General features: G+C 60.4%; 19 protein-coding genes. 17 read left to right on the top strand and 2 right to left on the bottom strand.

Features of this window, described 5'->3' with window-relative positions; genetic code table 11:
* Nucleotides 1–2: 2 nt before the first annotated feature.
* Genes ACLD1Y_RS08740 through ACLD1Y_RS08760 form a run of 5 tightly spaced genes read left to right on the top strand, consistent with a single transcriptional unit; the run spans nucleotide 3 to nucleotide 4,514 of the window.
* Nucleotides 3–749 (top strand): TIGR03759 family integrating conjugative element protein, encoded by a 747-nt coding sequence (locus tag ACLD1Y_RS08740; RefSeq protein WP_429477282.1) that lies wholly within the window; start codon nucleotides 3–5, stop codon nucleotides 747–749.
* The gene (locus ACLD1Y_RS08745) at nucleotides 734–1,297 is read left to right on the top strand and encodes a transglycosylase SLT domain-containing protein (RefSeq protein WP_248486863.1); all 564 of its coding nucleotides are present in this window, start codon (nucleotides 734–736) and stop codon (nucleotides 1,295–1,297) included. Before ACLD1Y_RS08740 ends, ACLD1Y_RS08745 begins: the two co-directional genes overlap by 16 nt.
* Nucleotides 1,294–1,713, top strand: coding sequence for an integrating conjugative element protein (locus ACLD1Y_RS08750; RefSeq protein WP_429477284.1), 420 nt, complete (start codon nucleotides 1,294–1,296; stop codon nucleotides 1,711–1,713). Before ACLD1Y_RS08745 ends, ACLD1Y_RS08750 begins: the two co-directional genes overlap by 4 nt.
* Before the next feature lies 1 nt (nucleotide 1,714).
* Nucleotides 1,715–3,778: a type IV conjugative transfer system coupling protein TraD gene (gene traD / locus ACLD1Y_RS08755; protein WP_429477286.1), complete on the top strand. Its 2,064-nt coding sequence runs from the start codon at nucleotides 1,715–1,717 to the stop codon at nucleotides 3,776–3,778.
* Nucleotides 3,771–4,514, top strand: a complete 744-nt coding sequence (locus ACLD1Y_RS08760) for a TIGR03747 family integrating conjugative element membrane protein (protein WP_429477288.1) — start codon at nucleotides 3,771–3,773, stop codon at nucleotides 4,512–4,514. The genes traD and ACLD1Y_RS08760 overlap by 8 nt, the downstream gene beginning before the upstream one ends.
* Before the next feature lie 96 nt (nucleotides 4,515–4,610).
* Here ACLD1Y_RS08760 and ACLD1Y_RS08765 read toward each other — a convergent pair whose 3' ends face one another.
* Together ACLD1Y_RS08765 and ACLD1Y_RS08770 are read right to left on the bottom strand one after the other, a co-directional pair.
* Nucleotides 4,611–5,144 carry a hypothetical protein gene (locus ACLD1Y_RS08765; RefSeq protein ID WP_169892522.1) on the bottom strand — a complete coding sequence of 178 codons (534 nt, stop codon included), beginning with the start codon at nucleotides 5,142–5,144 and terminating at the stop codon, nucleotides 4,611–4,613.
* The gene (locus ACLD1Y_RS08770) at nucleotides 5,131–9,915 is read right to left on the bottom strand and encodes an RHS repeat-associated core domain-containing protein (protein WP_429477290.1); all 4,785 of its coding nucleotides are present in this window, start codon (nucleotides 9,913–9,915) and stop codon (nucleotides 5,131–5,133) included. Before ACLD1Y_RS08770 ends, ACLD1Y_RS08765 begins: the two co-directional genes overlap by 14 nt.
* Before the next feature lie 476 nt (nucleotides 9,916–10,391).
* On the opposite strand from ACLD1Y_RS08770, the gene ACLD1Y_RS08775 reads away from it, so the two are divergent.
* The 12 genes from ACLD1Y_RS08775 to ACLD1Y_RS08830 all read left to right on the top strand — a co-directional run bounded on the left by ACLD1Y_RS08775 (nucleotide 10,392) and on the right by ACLD1Y_RS08830 (nucleotide 24,593).
* Nucleotides 10,392–10,691, top strand: a complete 300-nt coding sequence (locus ACLD1Y_RS08775) for an RAQPRD family integrative conjugative element protein (protein ID WP_429477292.1) — start codon at nucleotides 10,392–10,394, stop codon at nucleotides 10,689–10,691.
* Entirely contained in the window at nucleotides 10,675–10,914 is a 240-nt protein-coding gene (locus tag ACLD1Y_RS08780; protein WP_429477294.1) for a TIGR03758 family integrating conjugative element protein, read from the top strand. Before ACLD1Y_RS08775 ends, ACLD1Y_RS08780 begins: the two co-directional genes overlap by 17 nt.
* A gap of 53 nt (nucleotides 10,915–10,967) precedes the next feature.
* Nucleotides 10,968–11,297, top strand: coding sequence for a TIGR03745 family integrating conjugative element membrane protein (locus ACLD1Y_RS08785; RefSeq protein ID WP_429477624.1), 330 nt, complete (start codon nucleotides 10,968–10,970; stop codon nucleotides 11,295–11,297).
* Between the two features lie 9 nt (nucleotides 11,298–11,306).
* A complete protein-coding gene (locus ACLD1Y_RS08790) occupies nucleotides 11,307–11,699 on the top strand; it encodes a TIGR03750 family conjugal transfer protein (RefSeq protein ID WP_429477296.1) in 393 nt (130 codons plus the stop codon).
* The gene (locus tag ACLD1Y_RS08795) at nucleotides 11,696–12,355 is read left to right on the top strand and encodes a PFL_4703 family integrating conjugative element protein (protein ID WP_429477298.1); all 660 of its coding nucleotides are present in this window, start codon (nucleotides 11,696–11,698) and stop codon (nucleotides 12,353–12,355) included. Before ACLD1Y_RS08790 ends, ACLD1Y_RS08795 begins: the two co-directional genes overlap by 4 nt.
* Complete coding sequence (locus tag ACLD1Y_RS08800; protein ID WP_429477300.1) at nucleotides 12,352–13,191, top strand: TIGR03749 family integrating conjugative element protein; 840 nt, start codon at nucleotides 12,352–12,354, stop codon at nucleotides 13,189–13,191. The genes ACLD1Y_RS08795 and ACLD1Y_RS08800 overlap by 4 nt, the downstream gene beginning before the upstream one ends.
* Complete coding sequence (locus tag ACLD1Y_RS08805) at nucleotides 13,181–14,560, top strand: TIGR03752 family integrating conjugative element protein (RefSeq protein ID WP_429477302.1); 1,380 nt, start codon at nucleotides 13,181–13,183, stop codon at nucleotides 14,558–14,560. Before ACLD1Y_RS08800 ends, ACLD1Y_RS08805 begins: the two co-directional genes overlap by 11 nt.
* Nucleotides 14,541–14,957: a TIGR03751 family conjugal transfer lipoprotein gene (locus tag ACLD1Y_RS08810; RefSeq protein ID WP_429477303.1), complete on the top strand. Its 417-nt coding sequence runs from the start codon at nucleotides 14,541–14,543 to the stop codon at nucleotides 14,955–14,957. The genes ACLD1Y_RS08805 and ACLD1Y_RS08810 overlap by 20 nt, the downstream gene beginning before the upstream one ends.
* Nucleotides 14,957–17,776: a conjugative transfer ATPase gene (locus tag ACLD1Y_RS08815; RefSeq protein ID WP_429477305.1), complete on the top strand. Its 2,820-nt coding sequence runs from the start codon at nucleotides 14,957–14,959 to the stop codon at nucleotides 17,774–17,776. The genes ACLD1Y_RS08810 and ACLD1Y_RS08815 overlap by 1 nt, the downstream gene beginning before the upstream one ends.
* Nucleotides 17,777–17,841: 65 nt before the next feature.
* Entirely contained in the window at nucleotides 17,842–18,153 is a 312-nt protein-coding gene (locus ACLD1Y_RS08820) for a type II toxin-antitoxin system RelB/DinJ family antitoxin (protein WP_169892602.1), read from the top strand.
* Nucleotides 18,150–18,452, top strand: a complete 303-nt coding sequence (locus ACLD1Y_RS08825) for a type II toxin-antitoxin system RelE/ParE family toxin (RefSeq protein WP_429477308.1) — start codon at nucleotides 18,150–18,152, stop codon at nucleotides 18,450–18,452. The genes ACLD1Y_RS08820 and ACLD1Y_RS08825 overlap by 4 nt, the downstream gene beginning before the upstream one ends.
* A gap of 192 nt (nucleotides 18,453–18,644) precedes the next feature.
* Complete coding sequence (locus ACLD1Y_RS08830; protein WP_429477310.1) at nucleotides 18,645–24,593, top strand: ATP-binding protein; 5,949 nt, start codon at nucleotides 18,645–18,647, stop codon at nucleotides 24,591–24,593.
* The last annotated feature ends 66 nt before the right edge of the window (nucleotides 24,594–24,659 follow it).

Here is a 24,659-nt window from a genome sequence, read left to right on the forward strand (position 1 = left end):
CCATGGCCACGCATATGCTCTCCCGTGCCAAACCTGCACTGGCCGTGGCTGTCCTGGCAGCCTTGCTGATCGGACTGGCCTCGGCACTGGCCGGTGGCGAAGCCACCAGCGATACACGACTCAGCCAGCAACGTGACAGCCGAGAATTCCGCAGCGACGAGCAATTAGCCCAGGACTGGGGCCTGCAAGCCGAAGACTGGGCACGCTACCGTCAGCTGCAGCAAGGGCCGTTGGGTGTGTATTCGCCCAATCTGGACCCGCTGACCGCTCTCGGCATCGAGGCGCGCAGTGACGACGAGCGCCGCCGTTTCGCCGAATTGCAGGTGCGCGCCGAATCAACCCGAGTGAACAAGGAGTTGGCTTATCAACGCGCCTACGACCAGGCCTGGAAGCGCCTGTATCCGAACCTGCTGCCCGTCACCCTGCTCGACGCCCACAACAGCAGCCCCATCCCTCAACCTGGCAACGGGCGCCTGGCATTGTTCATTGAGGACGACTGCGTGGCCTGCAACCTGCAGGTCAAGAAGTTGCAAGCAACGGGCAGCGAGTTCGACCTGTATATGGTCGGCAGCGACAGCGACGATACCCGGCTGCGACGCTGGGCCCAGCGTGTCGCGCTGGATCCACGCGCCGTGCGTGAGCGCCGGGTCACCCTGAATCACGATGCGGGCCGCTGGAGCAGCTTGGGTGTGGCGGGAAACCTGCCGGCGCTGGTGCGCGAGGTGAATGGGCAATGGCAACGTCAGTGACCGGCCACTGCGCGGCGCTGGTGTTGGTTCCCGCGCTGCTCACCCCCAACGTACTTGCAGCGCGGGAGCTGCCGCCGCCGGCCTATCAACTGGCCGCCGCGCAGGCCCAGGTGCCGCCAAGCCTGCTGTATGCCGTGGCCCTGCAGGAAAGCGGTCGCAGCCTGCGTGGACGCATCGTGCCCTGGCCATGGACGCTGAACGTCGCCGGGCAATCGCGCCGCTACGCCACTCGCCACGAAGCCTGCGCCGACCTGCGTCGCACCCTACTCGTGACTCCAGCGACACGCGTCGACGTGGGCCTGGGACAGCTCAACGTCGGCCATCAACGCCACCGCGTGCGCCAGCCCTGCGAACTGCTGGAGCCCTATCGCAACCTGCGCCTGGCCGCGACCATCCTGCGGGAACAGTACGATCCCGCGCAAAGCTGGTTGATGGCTGCCGGACGCTACCACCGCCCGGCCGGTGGCGCGCCAGCCGTGCGCTACCGACAAAGTGTCGGCCGGCACCTGGCTCGTGTTGCCGAGCCTGTACAGAGGAATCAGCCATGAAGCGTTTGCTATTGGTCAGCCTACTCAGCCTTCCATGCGCGGTCACCGCACTCCAAGCGTCCGATGACGAACCATCGATGGCCTATGACGAAGCAACCCTGCTACCGATCCGTTCGCCCTCGCTGCGCCCCGGCCCGGTGGAGCCGCGAGTAAACAATCTCCCAGGCATTACCGCGCTATTCCTGATCGGCGATGACCCACGCTCACACGCCTGGCTGCAACAACGTCTGCCGGAGCTGCAACGCCTTGGCGCCGCCGGGCTGGTGGTCAATATCGAATCAGCGGCGGCGCTGCAAGCCCTACGTGACCGTGCCCCAGGCCTGAGCCTGACCCCAGTCCCCGGCGATGACCTGGCTCAACGGCTGGGCCTGAACCGCTACCCGGTGCTGATCACCGCCACGGCGATCGAGCAATGACATGGCCCAGACCGTCGAAGTGCTGCTACGCCCGGCGGTGGAGCTGTACACCGTCGCGGTCTGTGCCGGCAGCGCCGTGCTGTGCCTGGCCGCTCCCTGGGCGCTGGCACTGAACCCAAGCCTGGGCCTAGGGGCCGCAATGGTGTTTACCGCTTTCGGCACGATCCGCCTGCGGCAGGCTTGGGTGATCCTGCGCTACCGCCGCAACATCCGCCGCCTGCCCCGCTACGCCCTACGCGACGACCGCATCCCGGTCAGCCAGGAACGCCTGTTCCTCGGCCGCGGTTTCCGCTGGGAGCCGCATCACACCCACCGCCTCCTGCAAACCTACCGTCCGGAGTTCCGCCACTATGTTGAGGCGCCCTGGCGGTTGCGTTACGCGCGACACCTGGAACAACGCCTGGAGTTTGCGCCCCGCCCCTTACCGCATCTGGCGCGGCTCACTGCCTGGGATCACCCGATGAACCCGGTGCATCCCTTGCCTGCCGTGGGCGGCCTGCCACGCCTGCATGGTGTGGAACCGCATGAGGTGGATGTCACCTTGCCCCTGCGCGAACGCGTAGGCCACACCCTGGTGCTCGGCACCACCCGCGTTGGCAAGACCCGCCTGGCCGAACTATTGATCGCCCAGGACATTCGCCGTGGCGAAACCTGCATCGTGTTCGATCCCAAGGGCGATGCCGACCTGTTCAAGCGCGTATACCAGGAGTGCCGGCGCTGCGGCCGGCTGGACACCCTGTATGTCTTCCACCTCGGCTGGCCCGACAGCTCGGCCCGCTACAACGCCGTGGGCCGCTTCGGCCGCATCACCGAAGTGGCCAGCCGCATCGCCGGCCAGCTTTCCAATGAAGGCAACAGCGCCGCATTTCGCGAGTTCGCCTGGCGCTTCGTCAACATCATCGCCCGCGCCCTGGTCGAACTCGGGCACCGCCCGGACTACCTGCTGATTCAACGCCATGTGGTGAACATCGACACCCTGTTCATCGAATACTCCCAACACCTGTTCGCCCGCAAAGCGCCCAAGGCCTGGGAGGCCATCGTGCAGATCGAAGGCGGTATCAACGAACGCAACACCCCGCGCCACATGCTCGGCCGCGACCGCCGGGTGGTGGCGATTGAGCAATACCTGACCCAAGTGCCGCTGTTCGATCCAGTGCTCGAAGGCCTGCGCAGCGCCGTACGTTACGAGCGTACGTTCTTCGACAAGATTGTGGCCTCGCTGCTGCCGCTGCTGGAGAAATTGACCAGCGGCCGCATCGCCCAACTGCTGGCCCCGGACTACGCCGACCTCAACGATCCCCGGCCGATCTTCGATTGGATGCAGGTGGTCCGCCAACGCGCAGTGGTCTACATCGGCCTGGATGCCCTGTCCGATGCCGAAGTGGCTGCCGCTGTGGGCAACTCGATGTTCGCCGACCTGGTGTCGGTCGCCGGCCACCTCTACAAATTCGGATTGGACGACGGCCTGCCCGGCACCGCAAACCGCCCGATGGCCCCAATCAACGTCCACGCCGACGAGTTCAGCGAGCTGATGGGCGACGAGTTCATCCCCATGGTCAACAAAGGCGGCGGCGCAGGCGTGCAGGTCACCGCGTACACCCAGACCCTCAGCGACATCGAAGCCCGCCTCGGCAACCGCGCCAAGGCCGGGCAAGTGGTGGGCAACTTCAACAACCTGATCATGCTGCGCGTGCGCGAAACCGCCACCGCCGAACTGCTGACCAAGCAACTGCCCAATGTCGACATCGCCAGCATCTCGCCCATGAGCAGCGCGACCGACAGTTCCGACCCGCACGGCCGTACCGCCTTCACATCCAGCAGCATGGACCGCATCACCACGACTAGCGTGCCGCTGCTGGAGCCGGCGCATATCGTCGCACTGCCCAAGGGTCAGGCGTTTGCCCTGCTGGAGGGCGGCACCTTGTGGAAGTTGCGTATACCGCTGCCTGTCCACCAAGCTGAAGACCGTCTACCCGACAACCTGCGGGCGCTAGCCGACCATATGCGTCGGCAGAACACCGATGATGAGGCTGCCTGGCAGGGTAAAGAACGCCGCCATGCGTGATCCGGCCAGCGTCGCCCAACAACAGCAGGCGCGGCAGCAAGGATTCATCGCGGCATTGATCACCCTGCCATTGCGCTTTCTCGGCGTGCTGCTGGGGTCGCTTCTGCTGTGCCTGGTGATCGAACTGGTGGGCATGCATCTGTTCTGGCCAGAGCAAGGCTGGCGGCATGCGCAGGGAATGATGAATTTTGAACTGCAACAGCTCTCGACCCAGTTCACTCGTAGCATGGTGGTGCAGGAGCCGGGGCGTAGCGCCTATCGGCTGGTGGCTTGGCTGCACCACAACCTGCTGCTGGACAGCGGGCTGCTCGACTGGTTGACGAGGATGAACGAACAGGCGAAAGCAGCTGATACCGCCACAGGGTTCAATGCCACTCTGGCTCAGGCGGTGGTGTATGTGGAGAGCTACGTGCTGGCGGCGTTCTACACCACGGCGACGTTCCTACTGCGGCTGCTGGTGTTGGTGCTGAGCTTGCCTCTGTTCGCATTGGCGGCGTTGACCGGGCTAGTTGATGGCCTGGTGCGGCGGGATCTGCGGCGATTCCGGGCTGGCAGGGAGTCAGGTTTTCTGTACCACCGGGCGCGGACTACGATTCTGCCAATGGCGGTACTGCCGTGGGTAGCGTATCTGGCACTGCCTATCAGCGTGTATCCGACTGTGATCCTGTTGCCCGCAGCAGTGGTGCTGCTGTTCATGGTGGATTTGACGGCCGGAAGCTTCAAGAAATACCTGTAGACCTGCATGCCTACAGAACAGGGCGGTAATACACAGGGGTCAAGAGCCTCCTACACATGGCTCAAGCCCCCTTCCGCTACACCCGATCTCACGTCCTTACGATTGACCGTCGGCAAGCCAGTGCGGACGATTCATCGCAACGATGTCCACCAACTGTTCAATGAAATCGACGGGATAATAGTCCAGCGTCCCTCCACTGTTGAACTTCCACCATGCCTCCCTCAACAAAGGCCTGGAGTAGTGGACCTGAAATACCCAACCATCTTTCAGCCGAATGGAGAAATCGTTAGAAAAGATCCCACGCCGAAAGCTAATTTCAGGAACCGCCACTCCGTCCCCCAACAACTTTCCATTGATCAGCAGGAGAAGGTCTTCTGCGAAGTTGGGCGTACCTAGTTCGCCATCAAGCTGCGAAGAGAAAAACGCCATGGGAACAGCCTCTCCACCTCCTAGCTTCCACCACTCAAGGATGCCGCGAGCCGGAGCATCAACAGGCCTTTCCTCTATGCCAGAGACCCGAATAGTTCCATCTCGAAGGTGATCCAGGCGCCAGAAAATTTCCCGATTCGAATACCCCATCAAAAGAAAGGTCTGATCTACACCTGTCGTCATTGAGTCAGTTGCATCCACACCGTTCTCCAGCATTCGCAGCACTATTGGCCGCCTTAGCCCCGCTGCCACTAACGATACCAGTCGTCCACTGATTGCTCGTCCGACCGGCGCCCTCAATGACTCGCGCAGCGTTTCCATTGTGGCGCACCAGTAGCTGCTCTGCAGTGGGGTTCGCGAACCTCCCGCTGACTTTAGGAAGCAGAGTGTCCAGTGGTCTGCCTCGATAGTAGCCTTTCAGTGCATTACGTGCCGCCACGGTCTGCTCAACCGTCAGCCCAGCCTTGGGCAACTGACCTACTTTATACACATAGCCAAGGCGTGCAGCCGGAACAGCCAAACCTGCACCGATCCCCGCCCATTCAGAGCCCTGATAGGTTGTAGAGCAGTAGTCGACGCTCCCAATATCGGCCCAGTCGCGTACCACCCTGGTGAGCCCGCCGCTCAGACCGTCACCAAAGCCTGCAGCACCGTCAACCAACCAGTTCGGAAGTGAAGGCATATCGGCCCAACCGAACAGCCCGTATGGATCAACAACCGAGTTTGGGCTCCCACCTGCATAAGCGTAGGTACTGATCCCACCAGCTAAACCAATTGGATCACTCTGTGAGTATCGGCCCACCGCCGGACCATATTCACGCTGATAGTTGTAGAACATTTCAGAGGCTTCCGTCGCCTGCTGCCCTGGGAAGCGCAGTGACAACTCGTAGGTTTGGCCGTCCCCATCCGGATCAGTGTTGGGAGCCTGGTTGCCGAAAACCTCGCTCTTGTTGCTCCACGCCCAGATCGCCACATCGCGTACCGGGTCGATCACCACGCGCGGGGTTCCCAAGTGATCGGGCTGCACGTAGGCTAATTCAGGCCCGCTATTGCTTGCAGCATTGATCAAGACCACCGGATTGTTGTCCAGCCAAATGACCTGCTGCTGCAGCTCGCCAGTGACGCCGTAGTTGCCGATCCACTGCCCCTCCTCGTCATACACAGTAAGCTGCGCGTCTCCCGCAACCGGTGCACGCAGTACGCGCTCGCCCCGATGGTTGTAGCCGTAGCTTTCCACTGGTGCACCGCCCCGCTTGATCGTACTCAGCCGGTTGACGTCGTTGTAGACGAACTCCTGCCCACCAATGCTGACGGTATTTCCGACGGCATCGTGGTTGCGGACTTCGCCATCAACCGCGATCAAGCGGTGGCTTTCGGCCGGATAGGTGTAGTTGGCGGTGCCAGCGGCGGTAATCAATGAGGTGCGGTTGCCGGTTGCATCGTAGGTGTAGGTTTCGATGGCCGTACCGCTGGCACCATCCTTGGTCTGAGTCAGGCGCCCCAGGCTGTCATAGCCGTACTTGGCCAGAGTGGTAGAGCCAGTGCCGTTCTTTAATTCGGTAACGGCACCAACCGAATCATAGCCATAGCCCAGAGACAGGCCACTTGAAGCCGGGTCATATATCGCTTGAGGACGATAGTCCAGGTCCAACGGGCGCTGCAACTGGCGGCCATTGCCATAGGTCCAGCCGGTGGCAGGCCCGAAGGCAGCATGGGTAACATCTCTAATGACAACCTGCCGGCCCTGCCCAGGACGGGTAAGACCGATCTGGCTGATGCGGCCCTGGGCATCCCGGACATAGTCGGCGACGCTGCCGTCCGGGTAGGTCAGCGCGGCTAGTCGGCCGGCCTTGGTATATGAATAACGTAGGGTGCTAGACACACTATTGATGGTCTGTACTTTCCGAGTGAGCTGCCCAAACCGGTCGTAGCAATACGAAGTGCTGCCGCCGGAATGCAGGGCTTGGCCCATCCGGCCCCTGGCGAACTGCTCGCCGGCCGCGCAGACTGCCGGGGCGACGTCGTAGCTGTAGCCGACATCCAGGTTGGGATCCGGATAGCCGGCGCCGACAAGGCGGTTCAAAGCGTCGTAGTGGTATGTGGCAGTTATGCCGCGCGCGTCAGTACGGGTGATGCGGTTGCCGGCAGCATCAGCGGTGAAGTTAGTGCCGCCGCTGTCCGGGCTGGCCTGCGCAGTCAGATCACCAAATCCGTTGTAAACGTAGGTGGTATGCAAGCCCTTGGGGTCGGTGGTCTGGGTGACCTGATCTAGAGCGTTATACGTGGTGCGGATCTCGGCCGCCACGCCATCTACATCCTGCAGGGTACGGGCCAGCCGGTTAAGCGGGTCGTAGCTCTGTTGGGTGACGCGCTGCAGCGCATCAGTGACGGACTGAAGGTTGCTGTTAACGTCGTAGGCGAAGCCAGTAGCATTGTTACCGGCATCCTTGATCGTAGTCAGTTGACCGAGCGTGTTATAGATCCTCGCCAAGGTGCGTCGCAGGGTACCACCGGAGTCAACAGTGTCTTCCTTGAGCCGGTTGCCAGCATCGTCCAACGTATAGTGAAGGGTGTTCCCCGCATCATCGGTTATGTCGGTCAGGCGCTGAGCGGCGTCATAGACGTAGGTGACGCTGGCGCCGTCCGCTTCTGCAACCTGCTGTACCTGGCCGGTAGGCCAATAAGTGATTGACGTACTTCGATCACCCGCACCGTCCGCACCACGCACAGTGACCGAAGTCGGCCAGCCGCGCGGATGGTAGGTGTAATCGCTGACCACGCCGTTGGAATCCTTGACCGACAGCGGCCGTCCCAGGCTGTCATACGCCAAGGTCTCGACCGTATGGCCAAGAGCATTGGTCAGCGTATGCAGGTCGCCCTTGCGGAAGTGGCAGCTGCCGGCAGCGGGGTCGGCGCAACCTACATCGTCATTGGGGTAGTAGCTGTAGCTTGTGGTGTCGGAAACATCACTTCGCGGGCCATCGATGCTTTTCAGCAGGCCTAGCTGTGGGCAGTTGCCACCGGCCACCACATCGGCCTCTTCGCAATAACTGATTGTGGTGGTGCGCACCTCGCTGCCGCTCACGTCACGTACCGCGATGCTGATTGGCTGCAGACGAGCATTGCGGGTAGTACGGGTTTCGCGATCACCGATGCGACTGACCAACTCCCGATTTGTGGCCACATCTGTATAGGTTTCGGTCACACGCTGCTCGGGTAGCCCGAACGCCTCAGTGGTGGTCTGCACGCTGACCGGCTTGCCGCTGACCGGGTCGATTGCCTCCGCGTAGGCATACTTTGTCTGGATCCCGCGGCGGTCGGTCAGGCTCTCCAGACGCCGACGGAAGTCTTGTGCCTCACTGTAGAAGGTGCGGCTCTCTGAACCTTGGGGGTCAGTGATGCTGGTGACCTTACGCGGTAGGCCACTGGCGCCAGAAGCGGTCAGCGCGTAGGTCGATACCTTACCCAGCGCATCGGTGACGATGGTGGTACCGACGGGTGTGTACTCTAGACGCACGCCATCGACACCGACATCAGTCTGGCTGCAATCACCGGAATGGCGGCTGCATGTGACGCGGCCCTTGGCGTCGTAGCTGTACCAACTGTAGCGGCGCGCATCCTCAGCAGTAATGCCGGTCAGGTACTGCGGGAAACGGGTGTCTTCGTAGTGGTAGCTGCGCGTAGTGCCATCAGCATAGGTGACCGAAGCAACCTGACCGCTGGCGGAGTAGCTGTAGCTCGCAACCAATTGACCGGCTACAGAAATGCCACTGATCAAGTCGTCGCCGGCAGGCGCTTCGTAGTGGAACAACAAGCTGCGGCCACTGGAATGGGTAATCGACAGCAGGCGGCTACGGACGTCGTAGCTGTAGCTGAGCGTGGTGCTGTCTTCCATGGTCCGCGACTGAAGCAGACCGTCTGCGTTAAAGTTCAAAACTTGGTCAGAACGGTAAAGTTTCCAGCTGTCACCTTGCTTCTCGATACGGTCGCCGCCTCCGCCCATAGCCTCATATTGGGTGCCAACCTTCTTGAAGGCACTCTGCGAACCATTGCCTTCCACCACGCCAACCTGTAGCTCGGGATTGGGCGGAAAACTCCACTCGTCAGCGCCGGCAGTCAGGCGTACATTCTGCGAATGGGTCCAGCCTGGCCCAAACGCACCACCCGCTGAAGAACTCAGGGACTGGTAGCGACGTGAAAAGCTGACCCAGCCTAGATCTACATCTGTCGGTTCCGTCTGGATCTTGTTTCCCGTTGTTGGATCGCAGGGGTTACCAAGCTTATCGGTAGGGCAGGTTAGCGGAGTGCTCCAGTAGGTCAAAATTCGCGATGCTCCTCCATCATCCTGTCGAGGCGGCACACACGCCTCCAATGAAGGATCCCAGGCAGCGTAGGGGCGGTTGGGGCACTTGGCCGTACGGGTCCTCTCAGCCCTCTCCCTACCCGCTATTTCGCTACAGTTCCCAGTCGGCTCGAAGTAAGAGTAAAAGACGTAATTGGCCCAGTTTTCATCAGCGATACTGCTTCCGTCATCGCCCACCCCGACACCGCCAATTCCAGTCCATTCGCCCGGAACAACAGAGGTCGCAGGGCATTGAGGAGGACCAGCAAGCTTAACTCGCATTGCTTCGAAGACTTCGTCCTCGCTGGTGAACTCCTGCCCGTTGTACTTGTAGATCCAGTCAGTAGTAACAATTTCATCCGGCTGAATTCGATAGTGATAGAGGACTTTGTTGCCCATCACCGTCTGCTTCTTCACCTCCCAGGCGAATGGCTTATCGGTCTCATACCGAGAGTAGAGCTCTTCGATGTCACGTTGCGCCAGTTTCTCCGTCGTACGCGGCTGGCCGCCCGTAAAGGAGTTCTCCCACTGTTTCTTGACCTCCTCCGCGTAAGCAGTCGGAGCCAAGAACAACAGCACAGAGAGACAGAAGAAGATGGGGTTACGCAGAGAGTTCGAGATCGGGAACATCCTTGTACTCCTTCCTAATGCGTTCAGGAAAAACACTTCGAAGAGTAATTTCTGGCATCAGATGAGCTCATGTGGTGTCAGAACGCTGAGCTCCCTGCAAGTGCGGTTCATGCCGTCACGTCGAAGCGCGTATGACATCTATCTATTGACCATGCTTCCATGTTCATCAAGCGCAAAACGGGATGAACCGCACCTTTTCATCAAGTTCAGAATCCACCTACGCCTGCAAAGGATTTTCCCGTCAGCATTCGCTAGACGGATGGGTTAGGCGCGACAAGGCATCTGTCGCATTCGCCATTTTTGCCAATCCAATCGTCCCTGCCATCGTTGATCCCATGACATAGCGGTCCGCTGGCATCTCCCATTTCTCGCGGCACTACTCCCATCAGGAAAGCAGCATCTACTCCTCGCTTCAGGAGTCGACATAGATGCCGAACCACCGTCGTCATTGGCCGGAACAGCGAATCGCGCTTTGCTTGCTGCTGCTCCCAGCACTTTCGTTCTCCTCCGAGACTGGTTCGGAACCTGCTCGACTGGCCGCCCTCCTGCGCCAACTCGATGTGATCGAACGCCTAGCCGAAGACAGCGCCCGCCTCCCCCGCGACGACACCTCGCGATACCACTTCGACTACGCCCGATTCCGCGACGATCTACAGCGCATGCGCCAAGGCATCCGCGACCACCTGAGCCCACAACGCGCACAACCCCGCGATCCCTTGCCCTTGCAGGGCGACTACCGCCGGGAGACGGAGGTGGCCGATGAGCCTGAGTTCTGATCAAAGCGCCGCCTTCCTGGCCCATGGCGGCTTCGCGCCGGGAGCCAGTGCCACGCTGTTGGTGGGGGTGGTGTTCGCCGTGTTGCTGGTCTGGGGCGTGTGGGCATTGCGCACGGCCTATGTCGGCTGGGCCGAGCACAAGCTGACCCAGCGGCAGTTGCTGGGCGTAGCAGTGCGGTTTGCGGCGATGTACGTGGTGCTGACCTATTTCCTGCTGTCTTGAGCGAGTCCGTGATGAAACGTTCCGATCAAGCCTTTCCTGCTGTGCTCGCCGTGATGTGCAGTGCCTGGTTGTCTGCGCTGGCGGTGGTGTTGTCGCCGGCACGGGCGCAGGGCGCGTTGCCGTCCTTGGAAGATCCGTCGCGCGGTACCGGTGATGGGATCTTGAAGACGCTGCAGAACTACGGCTACGACATTGTGATGCTGGTGGCGCTGTTGGTGATCGCCTCGATGTTCATCGGGGTCTGCTACCACGCCTACACGACCTATTCGGAGATCCACGCCGGGCGCAAGACCTGGGGCCAGTTCGGGCTGACCGTGGCGGTGGGCGCGTTGCTGTTGGTGGTCGGGATCTGGTTGCTGACCAAGGCCACCGGGATCCTGTAGGAGGACGGTATGGACAGTACGGCGCGCCAGGATCAGACCTTAACCTTTCTGCCCCATCGGCTGAACCGGCAGCCGGTGGTGGTGCGTGGTCTGACCGCCGATGAGTTGTGGGCCTGTACCGGACTCAGTGCGGTGCTGGGTTTGTTGATGGGCCTGCCGTTGGCCTGGTTGAGCCGCAGCCTGGCGGTCGCACCTACGCTGGTATTGATTGCTGTGGCTGGCGGGGTGTTTTTCGGCGGCGGGTTGCTACGCCGTCAGAAACGCGGGCGGCCGGATGCGTGGCTGTACCGGCAGTTGCAGTGGACGCTGTGCCAACGCTTTCCCGGTCTTGCTCGCTACCTGGGCGGCGCGGGCTTGATCCTGCGTTCGGGTGCCTGGGGCATCCGCCGGAGCCGGACGTGAGCCGGTTCAAGAATGAGGTCAGCCACCTGCAGGCGCATGTCCGGACGCTGCGCCTGGGTGGCGCGGCGCTGTTGTTGATATCGCTGCTACTGGCCATCGGCTGGTGGAGCGCGCCACGGGACATGACCGTGCATATCCCGCCGGATCTGCGCTCGGGCAGCGTGCGCAAGTGGTGGGAGGTGCCGCCGTCGACGGTGTATGCCTTTGCGTTTTACATCTTCCAGCAGCTCAACCGTTGGCCGAACAATGGTGAAGACGACTACCCGCGCAATATCCGCGCCCTGTCGAACTACCTGACCCCAGCCTGCCGGGCGTTTTTGCTTGATGAGTCCACGCGGCGACGGGACAGCGGCGAGTTGCGCCAGCGGGTGCGCGGGGTCTACGAAATTCCCGGCCGCGGTTACGGCGACAACCCGATGGTGCGGGTCAAGGTGGTGTCCGATGACGACTGGGTCGTCACCCTGGACCTGACCGCTGACGAGTATTACGGCGCCGAGCAGGTCAAGCGCGCCCTCGTGCGCTACTCGCTGAAGGTGGTGCGGCGCGACATCGACCCGGAGCGCAACCCCTTCGGCCTGGCGCTGGACTGTTACAGCCAGGCGCCGCAACGAATTGGTCGTAGTCCGGATGACACCAACGAGGAACCGTCCTCATGAAGCGATACCTATTGAGCACCGTGCTGCTGTTGCCCATCCCATTGGCGAGCGCGGTGGAGATCCTGCGCTGGGAGCGCCTGCCCTTGGCCGTGCCGCTGCAGGTCGGTCAGGAGCGTGTGGTGTTTATCGACCGCAATGTCAGGATCGGCCTGCCTGCCTCGCTGCAAGGCAAGCTGCGGGTACAAAGTGCCGGCGGCGCGCTGTACCTGTTGGCCAGCGAATCCATCGCCCCCAGTCGCCTGCAATTGCAGGATGCCGACGACGGCACGCTGATCCTGCTGGACATCGCCGCCGAGCCGGCCAAGGCCGGGCAGCCCGCGCTGGAGGCGGTGAAGATCGTCGAGGCCGAGCGCCCGGCGCCACGCGATACGGTAGAAGCGTCAGCACCCCGCCCCGCTCCGCCTACGCCCTTGCCGGTGGCCCTGACCCGTTACGCCGCGCAAAACCTGTATGCCCCGCTGCGCACCGTCGAAGCCGTGCCCGGCTTGGGGGCCGTGCCGCTGCCTGGTGATCTGAATCTGGACAGCCTGCTGCCGGAACTCACGCTGTCATACCGGGCACTGGCGGCCTGGCGCCTGGAGGATCTGTGGGTCACCGCGATACGTCTGCGCAACCGCTCGTTACGCTGGATCGAGCTGGACCCACGTCGGTTGCAAGGGGATTTCGTCAGCGCGACGTTCCAGCATCCCGACCTCGGCCCCAAGGGTGACGCCACCGACACCACGGTGCTGTACCTGGTCACCCGCGGCCGTGGCCTGGCCGGTGCGCTGCTACCGGCCATCAGCCCAGTCGATGCGGCACTGAACCTGCCGCGGAGCAGCAGTGATGAAGAGTAATGGCCTGCTCAAGTGGCTGATGCTGCCGCTGCTGGTGTTGCTGCTGTATGTGGGGGTCAAGCTGGCCGCGCCCTCCCGCAACGTTGGCGGCGAGGGCAATACGGTCGATCCGCTCAGCCCGGATGAAATGCAGGCGCTGGGTATTGAGGGCGACACCCCGCGCGACACCGTCGCCACGTTGGTCGCTCAGGTCAAGCAACTGCGCGGCGAACTGCAGGGGGCGCTGAAAGCCAATCAACAGGAGAAGGCCGAGAACGAGCGGTTGCGCCAGCGCGAAGGCGCGATAGAGCAACGTGTGCAAAGCGCGCTGGAGGACGGGCGTGAACAGGTCAGCGAATCCCAGCGCCAGACCAGCCAGTTGCTGCAAGACCTGCAACAGCGTCTGGATTCATTGGGCAGCACGGACCTGCCGCTGGGTTTGGGATTGGAGGACGGCGACGGCCAGGACCTGCTGCGCGACCGGTTGATCTGGATCGAGCCGCAGGACGGCCGCGACCCCAGCGCCAAACCGCGCAAACCGCTGAGCTTTCCATCGTCGTTCGGCGCGGCGCAAAAACCGCTGGAAGACACCGCCGCCCAGCTCAATGCTGCTGGCAAAGCCTTGCAGGGCAAACCGGTGTTGCAGCCGGTCTACACCGTGCCTGCCAACGCCACCCTGATGGGCTCGGTGGCGATGACCGCTCTGATCGGCCGCGTGCCAGTAGACGGCACGGTCAACGATCCCTATCCGTTCAAGGTACTGATCGGCCCGGACAACCTGACCGCCAATGGCATCGATCTTCCGGACGTGGCCGGAGCGGTGGTCAGCGGTACGGCTTCAGGTGATTGGACGCTGTCATGCGTGCGCGGGCAGATCCGCTCGCTGACCTTCGTGTTCCGCGACGGCACGGTGCGTACGGTTCCCTCGAAAGGCAGCAAGGAGGCCGATGATGAGCAGAACAGCGGCGATAACCGCCAGGGCCTGGGCTGGATCAGCGATCCCTACGGCGTGCCCTGTGTCACCGGCGAGCGACGCAGCAATGCCCAGCAGTACCTCGGCTCACAGGCGTTGATCACCGCCGCCGGCGCCGGCGCAGCATCGCTGATCCAGGGAAACAACAGCACGACCTACATGAGCCCCGGCAATCCGCTGGGGACCGTGGGCATCACCACCAACGAGGCGCTGGGACGGATTTTGGCCGGCGGCGTGCAGGAGATGGCGCAGTGGGTCAACAAACTCTATGGCCAGGCCTTTGCCGCGGTGTATGTGCAACCGGGCGCCAAAGTCGCGGTGCATATCGAACGGGCGATCAATGTCGACTACAACCCGAGAGGGCGCCGGGTCGACCACAACCGAGGAGACAACGGCCATGTCGTTGAACTGGACTAGCCTGGGTGGCCTGGCTGCGCTGCTGCTGTTGGCGGGCTGCGCGACGAATCCGGAGAAGCTGCTGCCCCATGGCGATGCGACCATGCTGGATATCTGGAACCAGCAGACGGCGGGCAGCGGCGGCCCGTCAACCCGCGTGCTGCTGGATGCCCGGCAGACATTGCGACGGCCCCTGCAACCACCGCCTCCTGTGCTGGATCAGGCGCCCTACACCCGCACCGCGCAGAGCGAAATCTATCGGCAATTCCAGCGGCTACCCAACCCCGACCTGGTGATGTACATCTTCCCGCATCTGGCCGGCAGCGACCCGGTACCGGTGCCCGGCTACAGCACCGTATTTCCGCTGTACCAGCGCGTGCAATATGCCCTGCCGGGCGAACGGGTCGAGGACTACTGATGAAGCGGATCCGCCGCCAGCCGGGTGATGCCTGGCAACGGTACATCGCGCGACTGCGGGGCCAGGGCATCCCCGCACCGAGGCACCGCTCGCAGCAATCATCAGCCACCCGCGCCGATGAGCAGCGCCTGTATGCCGCCCCGCCCTCCTTTATCGATCTGCTGCCCTGGGTCGAATACCTGCCCGGCTCGCAGAGCCTGTTGCTGGAGGACGGCCAATCGGTCGCGGCCTTTTTCGAGTTGAGCGCAGTCGGCACCGAGGGCCGTGAAGCTGAGTGGCTGCGTGAGGTGCGCGACGCCCTGGAGAATGCGCTGCAGGACAGCTTCGATGAATTGGACCAGCAGCCCTGGGTGGTGCAGCTCTACGCCCAAGATGATTGTGATTGGGGAGGCTATCTGCGCGGGCTGCACGACTACATTCAGCCCCGCGCCCAAGGCAGTGCCTTTACCGCGTTCTACCTGCGTTCGATGGCGCACCACCTGCAAGCGGTGAGCAAGCCCGGCGGCCTTTTCGAGGACAGTACGGTCAGCCATCTCCCCTGGCGCGGCCAGCGCCGCCGTACCCGGCTGGTGGTGTATCGGCGTACCCAGCATGCACGGTTGCGCTACGAACGCTCCCCGGAAGCGGCGCTCACGGCCGTGTGCGAACGACTGGTCGGTGGTCTAGCCAACGCCGGGATCCATGCACAGCGGATGGACGCCGCCGCTATTCACCGCTGGCTGTTGCGCTGGTTCAACCCGGCGCCAGACTGGCTAGGCCATGATCCGGCCGCACAGCAGCATTTCTATCAACTCACCGACCTGCCCCCTGCCCCGGATGCCGAAGAATTGGAACTCGCCAGCGGCACCGACTTCGCCCAACGCCTGTTCTTCCGTCAACCACGCTCCGACACTGAGCACGGCGTGTGGTGGCTGGATGATCAGCCGCACCGGGTGATTGTCCTCGATCGTCTGCGCAGCCCGCCGGGTATCGGTCATCTCACCGGCGAAAGCAGCAAGGGCGGCGATGCGCTCAATGCGGTGTTCGACCAGTTGCCGGAAAGCACCACCCTCTGCCTGACCCTGATCATCACCCCACAGGATCGGCTGGAAGCGCAGCTCAATCACCTCAGCCACAAATCCGTCGGCGACACCCTGGACTCGCAGCAAACCCGCGAAGATGTCGAGCAAGCGCGCCAGTTGATTGGCCGCTCGCACAAACTTTATCGCGGTGCATTGGCGTTCTACCTGCGCGGGCGTGACCTACAAGAGCTAGACGCGCGCGGCCTGCAATTGGCCAATGCTCTGCTCAACGCCGGCTTGCAGCCGGTGCGTGAAGAGGACGAAGTGGCACCACTCAACAGCTACCTGCGCTGGCTACCCTGCGTGTTCGACCCGGAGCTGGACAAGCGCCATTGGTATAGCCAACTCATGTTCGCCCAGCACGCGGCCAATCTCGCCCCAGTCTGGGGTCGCAGTGAGGGCACCGGACACCCCGGCATCACCCTGTTCAATCGCGGTGGCGGGCTGATCACCTTCGACCCGTTGAACCGCCTCGACCGGCAGATGAACGCCCACCTGTTCCTGTTCGGCCCCACCGGCTCGGGCAAGTCCGCCACGCTGAACAACCTGCTTAACCAGGTCGTCGCGGTCTACCGGCCACGGCTGTTTATCGTCGAAGCCGGCAACAGCTTTGGCCTGTTCGCCGAATTCGCCCAGCGCCTGGGGCTGAGTGTGCACCGGCTCAAGCTCGCCCCTGGCGCGGGCGTCAGCCTGGCACCGTTCGCCGACGCCCGCCGATTGGTGGACAGCCCTGGCCGGGTCACAACCCTGGACGCCGAAGACCTCGACGACGAAGACCTGCAGGAAGACCAACGAGATGTGCTGGGCGAACTGGAGATCACCGCCCGGCTGATGATCACCGGCGGCGAGGACAAGGAAGAACAGCGCCTGACCCGCGCCGACCGTAGCCTGATCCGCCAGAGCATCCTCGACGCCGCCCGCCTCTGCGCCCAGCAGCAGCGCACGGTACTGACCGAAGACGTGCGCAACGCCCTGCGTACTGCCGGCCAGGACCTGGCCCTGCCCGAATCACGGCGCATCCGCCTGCTGGAAATGGCCGACGCCATGGACCTGTTCTGCCAGGGCAGCGACGGCGAGCTGTTCAACCGCGACGGCACGCCCTGGCCCGAGGCCGACATCACCCTGGTCGACTTGGCCACCTACGCCCGTGAGGGCTACAACGCGCAACTATCGATCGCCTATATCTCGCTAATCAACGCGGTGAACAACCTCGCCGAACGCGACCAGATGCTCGGCCGCCCCATCATCAACGTCACCGACGAGGGGCACATCATCACCAAGAACCCGCTGCTGGCGCCCTATGTGGTCAAGATCACCAAGATGTGGCGCAAGCTCGGCGCCTGGTTCTGGCTGGCCACGCAGAACCTGGACGACCTGCCCAAGGCTGCCGAGCCGATGCTGAACATGATCGAGTGGTGGATCTGCCTGTCGATGCCGCCTGACGAGGTAGAGAAGATCGCCCGCTTCCGCGCCCTCACCCCGGCGCAGAAAGCCCTGATGCGCTCGGCGCGCAAGGAGTCCGGCAAGTTCAGCGAGGGGGTGGTTCTGTCCAAGTCGATGGAGGTGCTGTTCCGTGCGGTGCCGCCGAGTCTTTACCTGGCCATGGCGATGACTGAGCCGGAGGAGAAGCACCAGCGCCACCAACTGATGCAGGCCCAGGGCATCACGGAATTGGAGGCGGCGTTCGAGATGGCCGCGGAGCTGGATCGGCGTCGGGGCATTGAACCGCTGGTCATTGACCTGCCGGAAATGGGGTAATGGGCATGGAATTTGTCATTCACTTGCATTACATTCACCTTAAGACCCTCTCAGGTGCCCCCACCATGGCCAGTAATGCCCTGATCCAGACCCGCATCGACCCGGATGTGAAAGACCGCGCCACGGCCGTCCTGCACAACCTGGGGCTAACGGTGTCCGATGCCGTGCGCATCCTGCTCACCCGCGTCGCCAATGAAGGCGCCCTGCCCTTTGGATTTGCCAGCGACCCCGCCACCTATGACGCCTGGTTCCGCGCCAAGGTGCAGGAAGCCCTGGACGACCCGCGCCCGGCGATTCCCGCCGAAGATGTCGAAGCCCACTTTGCCAAACGCCGCGCCAAGGCCCAGCGCAAGCTGTCGGAAGGTGGTGAGGGGTGAAGCTGGAGTGGTCGCCATGGGCCCTGAAGGATCGCGATGCGATCTTCGATTTCATCGAACAGGACAACCCGCACGCGGCCATTCAGATGGACAACCGGATCGCGGAACAGACCCAACGCTTGGTACTGTTCCCTGAGAGCGGGCGCATTGGGCGTTGCCAGGGCACGCGCGAGCTGGTGATTGATCGAACTCCCTACATCGCCGCTTACCTCATACGGGATGATCGTGTGCGGATCTTGCGCGTGCTGCATGAGGCGCAGAGCTGGCCGGAGGATCTACCAATCCAGAATCTTGAGTGATCTTGCAGCCAAAAACATCCAGCCATTCTGAGTAACAGAGCTTGGTAAGATCGCGGAGAGGACCTAACTTTTTCGGTGATCCTGAACGGGAAACTAGCAAAAGAGCATCGTATCCCGCGAGATCATTGAGCTCCGCAGCGGGTCAGAAAACGTGCGCCAAACCCAATTCGATACGGACAGTCGCGAGGCAACATGACGGATTCAACATCAACGATGGCCCCAGGTGAGGGCGAACGTAATGCACAGCGTGGCTACGTTCAACAGTACCGATCAGGCGCAGCTGCGATCTACGATGCGCTAGACAAAGACCAGTTGAATTGGATCGGTGTAGCCGACCGTAGTGCGGGTATCGCTGACGACATCGTACTGGGCCTCCCTGGGAGGGTCGTTGGCCACCAATTCAAGACGTCCGCGTATGCCGACGTTTTCAGGATAGAAGCGTTACTGCTTGGTGCGGAGGCCATGCTGCTCAAGCTGGTGAAAGCTTGGACTAGCTTGCGCGAATCACATGAAGAGCCTCTCACGGAAGTTCGTTTCGTCACCAATGATATTCCATCACAGGCCAAAGGAGACCACCTGCTCGGCGACAGGGACGACCACAGCGCCGCCTTTCTGCAGGAGTTTGAACTACACCATCACCGCACACTCGCAGAATGGAAGGCAACCCGCTGGCAGCCTTTTATCGACAAGCTACATGCAGCATCAGGCCTCTCCGATGAACACTTCGAAGTCTTCCTGCAATCCGTGCGTTTTCTCACCGGATCAGCTTCTGATTTCATCTTGAGCCATCGCCTTCGCCCTGAAATACATAATCTAGTCGAGCAGATTGCCGAAAAGCTCCCTTCCCTAGTGGCTGATAAACGCAACAAAGATCGATGGAGCCGTGCTGAACTGCTCGCGGAGCTCGGCTGGTCAGACCGATTCAAAGTACACCGTGCGCACCAATTCCCAATCGGGGAACATGTGCAACGAAATCGTGTGACCGAACAACACATCCTCAATAGCATTGATCAGCACACCCATGGCTACTTGGCGCTAGTCGGTCAGCCGGGCACAGGGAAATCAACACTTCTCCAATCCACCTTGAGCGCCGGCCCTACCTTACAACTAGTGCGCTACCTCGCTTACATGCCAGGGGAAGGCCAAGGCATCGGTCGAGCTGAAGCGGAAGACTTCCTCGACGATATCAGCACACAGCTGAGACAGATTGGCTTACAAGGTCGCCGGGTGCGCAACAGCAACCTTCAGGAGAAGCAGCAAGAATTCGAGTACTTGCTTCATCAGGCTGGCAATCGATTCAGTGATCATGGCATTCGTACATTGATCATTGTTGATGGGCTTGATCATGTCCCCAGAGAAGAGCAGCCATCCCGCTCACTGCTGGCTGAGCTTCCGCTGCCCGAGGCCTTACCACAAGGAGTACTTATCCTCCTCGGCACTCAGCGACTTGAACTTGAGGGGCTTAAACCTCAAGTTAGACTACAAGCTGGACATGTTGATCGCACCACTGCGATCGCCCCTCTATCAGAAGATTCGATCACCCAGCTCGCGCTAGAACTTGGCCTGGACGAATCAATTCCCCGCTCAAGTGTCTATGCGCTCTGCCAGGGACATCCGCTGGTTGCGCGGTACTTGATAGAATCACTGCGCAAAGCGGAACCGGCTATACAGGAAGCGTTGTTGAGTGGGGCGTTCACGTTTGAAGGCAATATCGAGCGGGTCTACCAGTCCGCATGGAGGGAGATTGCAGACGATCCCGATGCTCGAAAGGTCATCGACTTCATAGCACACGCAGAGGGCCCTATTCCGCCAGAACTATTGGCCATGGCCACATCGGAACAAGCGGTAGAGACCGCACTGAGGGCCACAAGCCACCTGTTAAACCAGACAACGCATGGTTGGAGCGTGTTCCATAACAGCTTTCGCCTCTTCGTTCTGGAGCAACCATCACTGCGCTTTGGGAAGCCCAACCTAGACTATAGGCCTGCTATCTATCGCCGATTGGCTGAGCTCACTCACGCAGCCGAACCCAACAATCCCCAACGCTGGCTTGAACTAAGATACTTGGCGCGCGCGGAGCAACATCGACAAGTACTCGCGCTGGCACAGCCCTCTCGCTTTAGAGATCAACTAGCCGACGCACGCCCGGCAACTGACATCCACGCGGACATTCGTTTGGCATTGATCTGTGCCAAGCATGAACCCGATATATCCGCAGTATTTCGCCTGCTTCTTGCCCGAGACGAAGTTGGGCGACGCGCGTCGGCGATAGAAGAGGCTCCAGCGATCATGGACGCACTGCTCGCATTGGGCGACCTAGACGGGGTTCGAACAATGGCCGAGGGTAGTATTGGCGATCACTACAAGGCAATTGATGCGCTTTTGGCCAATGATGATTTCGATGGCGCGAAAGCAATCTTTGACGATATCGATCCATTCTCCCAGGATTCACAACCGACCCCTCACCACTCAGAATTACCTAATTGGTCGCAGCGCGCCTTCCACTTTCGGGATCCTGAACAGATAGACGCTTGCTTGGCGCGTCTGGCTGTTGGTGACAACGGCGACAGGTTGGATGCTGAGGAGATAGCGTCACTTCGCTGCAGCATTGCTCGTGCAGCCATATTGGCTAGGCCCGACAGTAACCCTCTGCAGGTTGCGAAGGAACTGGGCGTTGAGGAAGAGTACCTGCCATATTTGCTAATCGAAGCCGCTGAATGCGCATACGCTCAGGAACAACTCGATAATGCCCGCGCGCTAATCCAGAGTGCTCATGAGCACCCTGCTTTCGGCACCATCGCCAACGGTACGCGCAGGCAACTTGCGTCACTATGCCTTCAGGCTGGCAATAGAGATCTCGCCAGCAATATTTTTCAAGACTTGAAGCCACCATCCGTTGCCATGATGGACGATGCCATAGGTCTCGAGAACGCCCATCACATCATCCACGCAGCGATTCAGCACGCCACCTTGGCAGCCGCGCTAAGACTACCTGTTCCTGTAACCGAAGCGTCAAAGAGCCGCTTGCTACGCCCCCTTCAGTATCATGCCAATACAATTGGCACCTTGCTGGGGAGGGCACAATCTGGCCAAGAAACTGCCCCTGGAGAGGTTAGTCAGGCGGCCAGAGGAATGCTCAGCTTTCTTGATAACGCTAGCGCGAAGGAAGGAAGTGAATTCTATTCAGCCCACCAACTTCGGGACCTTGATCCTGTACTTAGCAGGATGGTCGTCCGAATTGCGTCAATGAGTGGCGAGCAAGAATTCACTGCCGTAGTTGAACTCTTTGATGCGTCGTTCATTGACCGAATTGCTAAAAACAAACTGAGCATTCCCTCCCGCAGAGCCGTCATTGAAGAGGTATATCGCAGTGACGGGAACGCAACAGCTGCCTTTGGCAGGCTTGAGGAACTGCTCGGGAAGGTTCATGGCAATACACCACAGGAACACATCGATTTGATTGCAGGCATAGCGAAGGCATTCGCTGAGATGGGCAATCCCAAGCGGGCGCGCGAGCTGCTAGTACAGCTGCACTCCAATACGCTTGGGTACGCGCTGCCAGCGAAGAAGGATCCGCAGTACTCACTGTGGGGAGATCTACTTGAGAGCTCAAACAGCCAAGATCCTGCCGGCAGTGGCGAACGTATTCTGCTAATGCTGAAGCAACTTTCAGGCATGGCCCTTACGGAGGGTGACGGTGCTGCTCACCGCTTGGCGCCGCGGGCGGTAGTCGAAGCCGCACTCCACAGCCCAGCCCTCGGATACCGAGCAGTAAGACTACTCACGTCCAAGGGGCTACTGAGTTGGGATTGCGCCATCAATGCGCTAATGATTGGCGTTGTACGTCGACGCCCGGAACTGGCTTCGGCCTGCTCCGTCACATGGCGCTTCCTGGCGCTTCCATTCTACGCTGAGCCTTTTTACAGCGAAGGACAAACAGGCCAGTTCGTCCTCAAATCGCTGGCCGCCGCCTCGATTGAAGAGGTCAACACAGTCATTGATGTGCTGCGTGATGGCATCGAGATCCATAGCACAACCAGTTCCCGCACAAGACTGCTTGAATGCCTTGCTACAGGTCTATCGCAAAGGGGACTCAGTAGTGAGCGTGTCAACGAAGCATTGTGCAGATGGCGATCGGAGACGCCCACCCCTGAAGACAGAGGCACACCTGGCACGTACGATGAAGTTGCTTCACTAAGCCTGCTCGAAGACGCACTCAACAGCACTGCGCAACCGAGCTATGACGCGGCATCTGCGTTTTCGCGCCTGCTGGGCACCGCTACGTTGGAGGAAGCGACAGCTTTCTTCGATCGCTGGCCAATCGTCCAACGCGACTACCGCGCTCGCTACACCTTGATTGATCGAGCGATTGCAGAAGACGACAGGAAGCTGGCAAGAGATCTCATCAATAGCAGGCACGCAGATGAGGACGAGCGATCTGGCTGGAGCTATTGGCAAGGTGCAGCCAAGCTAAAGTACTTCAAAGCTCTCATAGCTCTCGACGGCCCCGAGGTGCATCACGCTGCGTACATGGATTTGGTCGATGAGCTTGTTACATCTCCAGGCAACTCCTCTCCGATTTTGTTTGACACCCTCGATGTCTTCACAACGATTTGCGCAGAACCTGACTGGACTGCTATATGGGATATCTTGGCTGATCAACTTGCGACCACCAGAGAACATACGGTCGCCGAATTCGAATTGACAGAGGACGCGCCTGAGGATGATTCGGATCTCATTGCCAAGGTTTTTCTCTGGGCATTTGAGCTTTCAGCTATTGAGTTGACACAACTCGCACGTGCAGGCGCCCTGCAGCTGACGACAGTACATCTAGGTCGGGAATCGTTCACCCGCTTGGTGCGCAGTCTTCTCAATGGTGAGTCGGATGAACCTGCAGAAGCTCTTCAGCTACTTTTTCGAGACGAAGAAATCAGTACCGCCGACTGGGTGGAACTAGTTCTACCACTAGCAAACGCTGAAGACTATGTCGTAGCTTCTTTTGCTGGCTCTCTGCTTGATCGCTGGGGGCGCGACTGGGCGATCTCGGCACAGGAGTTGCCGTTCCACTACCGCTTGCATATGGCTATACACGGAAAAGTGAGATCCGCACCTCCTCTAACCAACCCATCATCTGGCGCGATGCTCGTGAACGATCCATTGGGCTGGACCGAGCTTTTCCCAACCCTGCTCAGATTTCTAGCACGCACAGGCACTCCTGAGACAACCATTCGATATCGCTGCGCCTCCCTTATTGAGTCTTGGGGTGGACTGGAGAGATTTGGACAAAGTGAGACTGATCGAAAGTTATCTGAGCTTGAGAAGCTGAAACTACGAATTCCGTACTCTAAGCCCCATATTACTGCGGCACTCAGGTCCCTCCGTCATGTCACAGGGGAATTTCGTCTTTCAGGGTTGCTGGAGCCGCGGGCAAATTCGCAGTTCTTGTATGGAATGAACTATCAAATAGATCTTCCTCCTCTCGAGGGCCCGATGGTGCGGCCAGCCTTCATTCCCCGACCAATAACACATCGTGATGCTGGCTGGCATTCAGGAGAGGCCAAATGGCTTGACGATATTGAGTTGGATCTCTCGCCACTGATCGATGACGGGGACTCTGTCATTGCAGAGATCACTCATTTTTATTGGCGTCTTATCAAACAAGATCTTGAGATGACACGTACCCGCGCTCCGTTCTATGTCGACGAAACCTATTGGGCAAGCAAAGGGCGCAGTCTTCCTCCAGCACTATGGATGGATGGCGTGTGCGCTCTAGATGAAGCATCAGAGAACATTGTCCGCCGCCTTTCCATCAGCGATGTTCAAACTTACCCTGATGATTTTCTGGTGTTTTGCCCTGAATGGTTGCATCACTTGGAGTGGCAGCATGATCCGAACAACTGGATGCACTACCTCGACAGGAACGGTGCTTGCGTCGCACGACTTATCTGGTGGAGAGATGGCGCCCCTCAGGACGTCCATCAAGATCAGTTCTGGGGCGAGGGCGTCGCTCTCTTAGTAACGCGAGAGGGCCGAAACACATTGGAGCAGGTTGCCGGCCCCCTGAATATTGGTGTCCATTCACGTAGATCGACAGACGGCACGAAATCCTCTGAGCGTCGCGTGAGCCGAGTTGAGCAGTAAAGTTCAACATCTGCTACCGCACTCACCATCAAAGCGCCTTACCCTTAGTTTGGCGCCTTTTTAAGA

Origin of the sequence: Pseudomonas sp. 18175, from assembly GCF_050432925.1 — a bacterium.
Classification (GTDB): Bacteria; Pseudomonadota; Gammaproteobacteria; order Pseudomonadales; family Pseudomonadaceae; genus Aquipseudomonas.

Bases quoted from the DNA above. Each gene is read 5' to 3' on its own strand.
- ACLD1Y_RS08740 (WP_429477282.1), top strand. From the start codon at position 3: ATGGCCACGCATATGCTCTCCCGTGCCAAACCTGCACTGGCCGTGGCT.
- ACLD1Y_RS08745 (WP_248486863.1), top strand. From the start codon at position 734: ATGGCAACGTCAGTGACCGGCCACTGCGCGGCGCTGGTGTTGGTTCCC.
- ACLD1Y_RS08750 (WP_429477284.1), top strand. From the start codon at position 1,294: ATGAAGCGTTTGCTATTGGTCAGCCTACTCAGCCTTCCATGCGCGGTC.
- traD (WP_429477286.1), top strand. From the start codon at position 1,715: ATGGCCCAGACCGTCGAAGTGCTGCTACGCCCGGCGGTGGAGCTGTAC.
- ACLD1Y_RS08760 (WP_429477288.1), top strand. From the start codon at position 3,771: ATGCGTGATCCGGCCAGCGTCGCCCAACAACAGCAGGCGCGGCAGCAA.
- ACLD1Y_RS08770 (WP_429477290.1), bottom strand. From the start codon at position 9,915: ATGTTCCCGATCTCGAACTCTCTGCGTAACCCCATCTTCTTCTGTCTC.
- ACLD1Y_RS08780 (WP_429477294.1), top strand. From the start codon at position 10,675: ATGAGCCTGAGTTCTGATCAAAGCGCCGCCTTCCTGGCCCATGGCGGC.
- ACLD1Y_RS08785 (WP_429477624.1), top strand. From the start codon at position 10,968: ATGTGCAGTGCCTGGTTGTCTGCGCTGGCGGTGGTGTTGTCGCCGGCA.
- ACLD1Y_RS08790 (WP_429477296.1), top strand. From the start codon at position 11,307: ATGGACAGTACGGCGCGCCAGGATCAGACCTTAACCTTTCTGCCCCAT.
- ACLD1Y_RS08800 (WP_429477300.1), top strand. From the start codon at position 12,352: ATGAAGCGATACCTATTGAGCACCGTGCTGCTGTTGCCCATCCCATTG.
- ACLD1Y_RS08805 (WP_429477302.1), top strand. From the start codon at position 13,181: ATGAAGAGTAATGGCCTGCTCAAGTGGCTGATGCTGCCGCTGCTGGTG.
- ACLD1Y_RS08810 (WP_429477303.1), top strand. From the start codon at position 14,541: ATGTCGTTGAACTGGACTAGCCTGGGTGGCCTGGCTGCGCTGCTGCTG.
- ACLD1Y_RS08815 (WP_429477305.1), top strand. From the start codon at position 14,957: ATGAAGCGGATCCGCCGCCAGCCGGGTGATGCCTGGCAACGGTACATC.
- ACLD1Y_RS08820 (WP_169892602.1), top strand. From the start codon at position 17,842: ATGGCCAGTAATGCCCTGATCCAGACCCGCATCGACCCGGATGTGAAA.
- ACLD1Y_RS08830 (WP_429477310.1), top strand. From the start codon at position 18,645: ATGACGGATTCAACATCAACGATGGCCCCAGGTGAGGGCGAACGTAAT.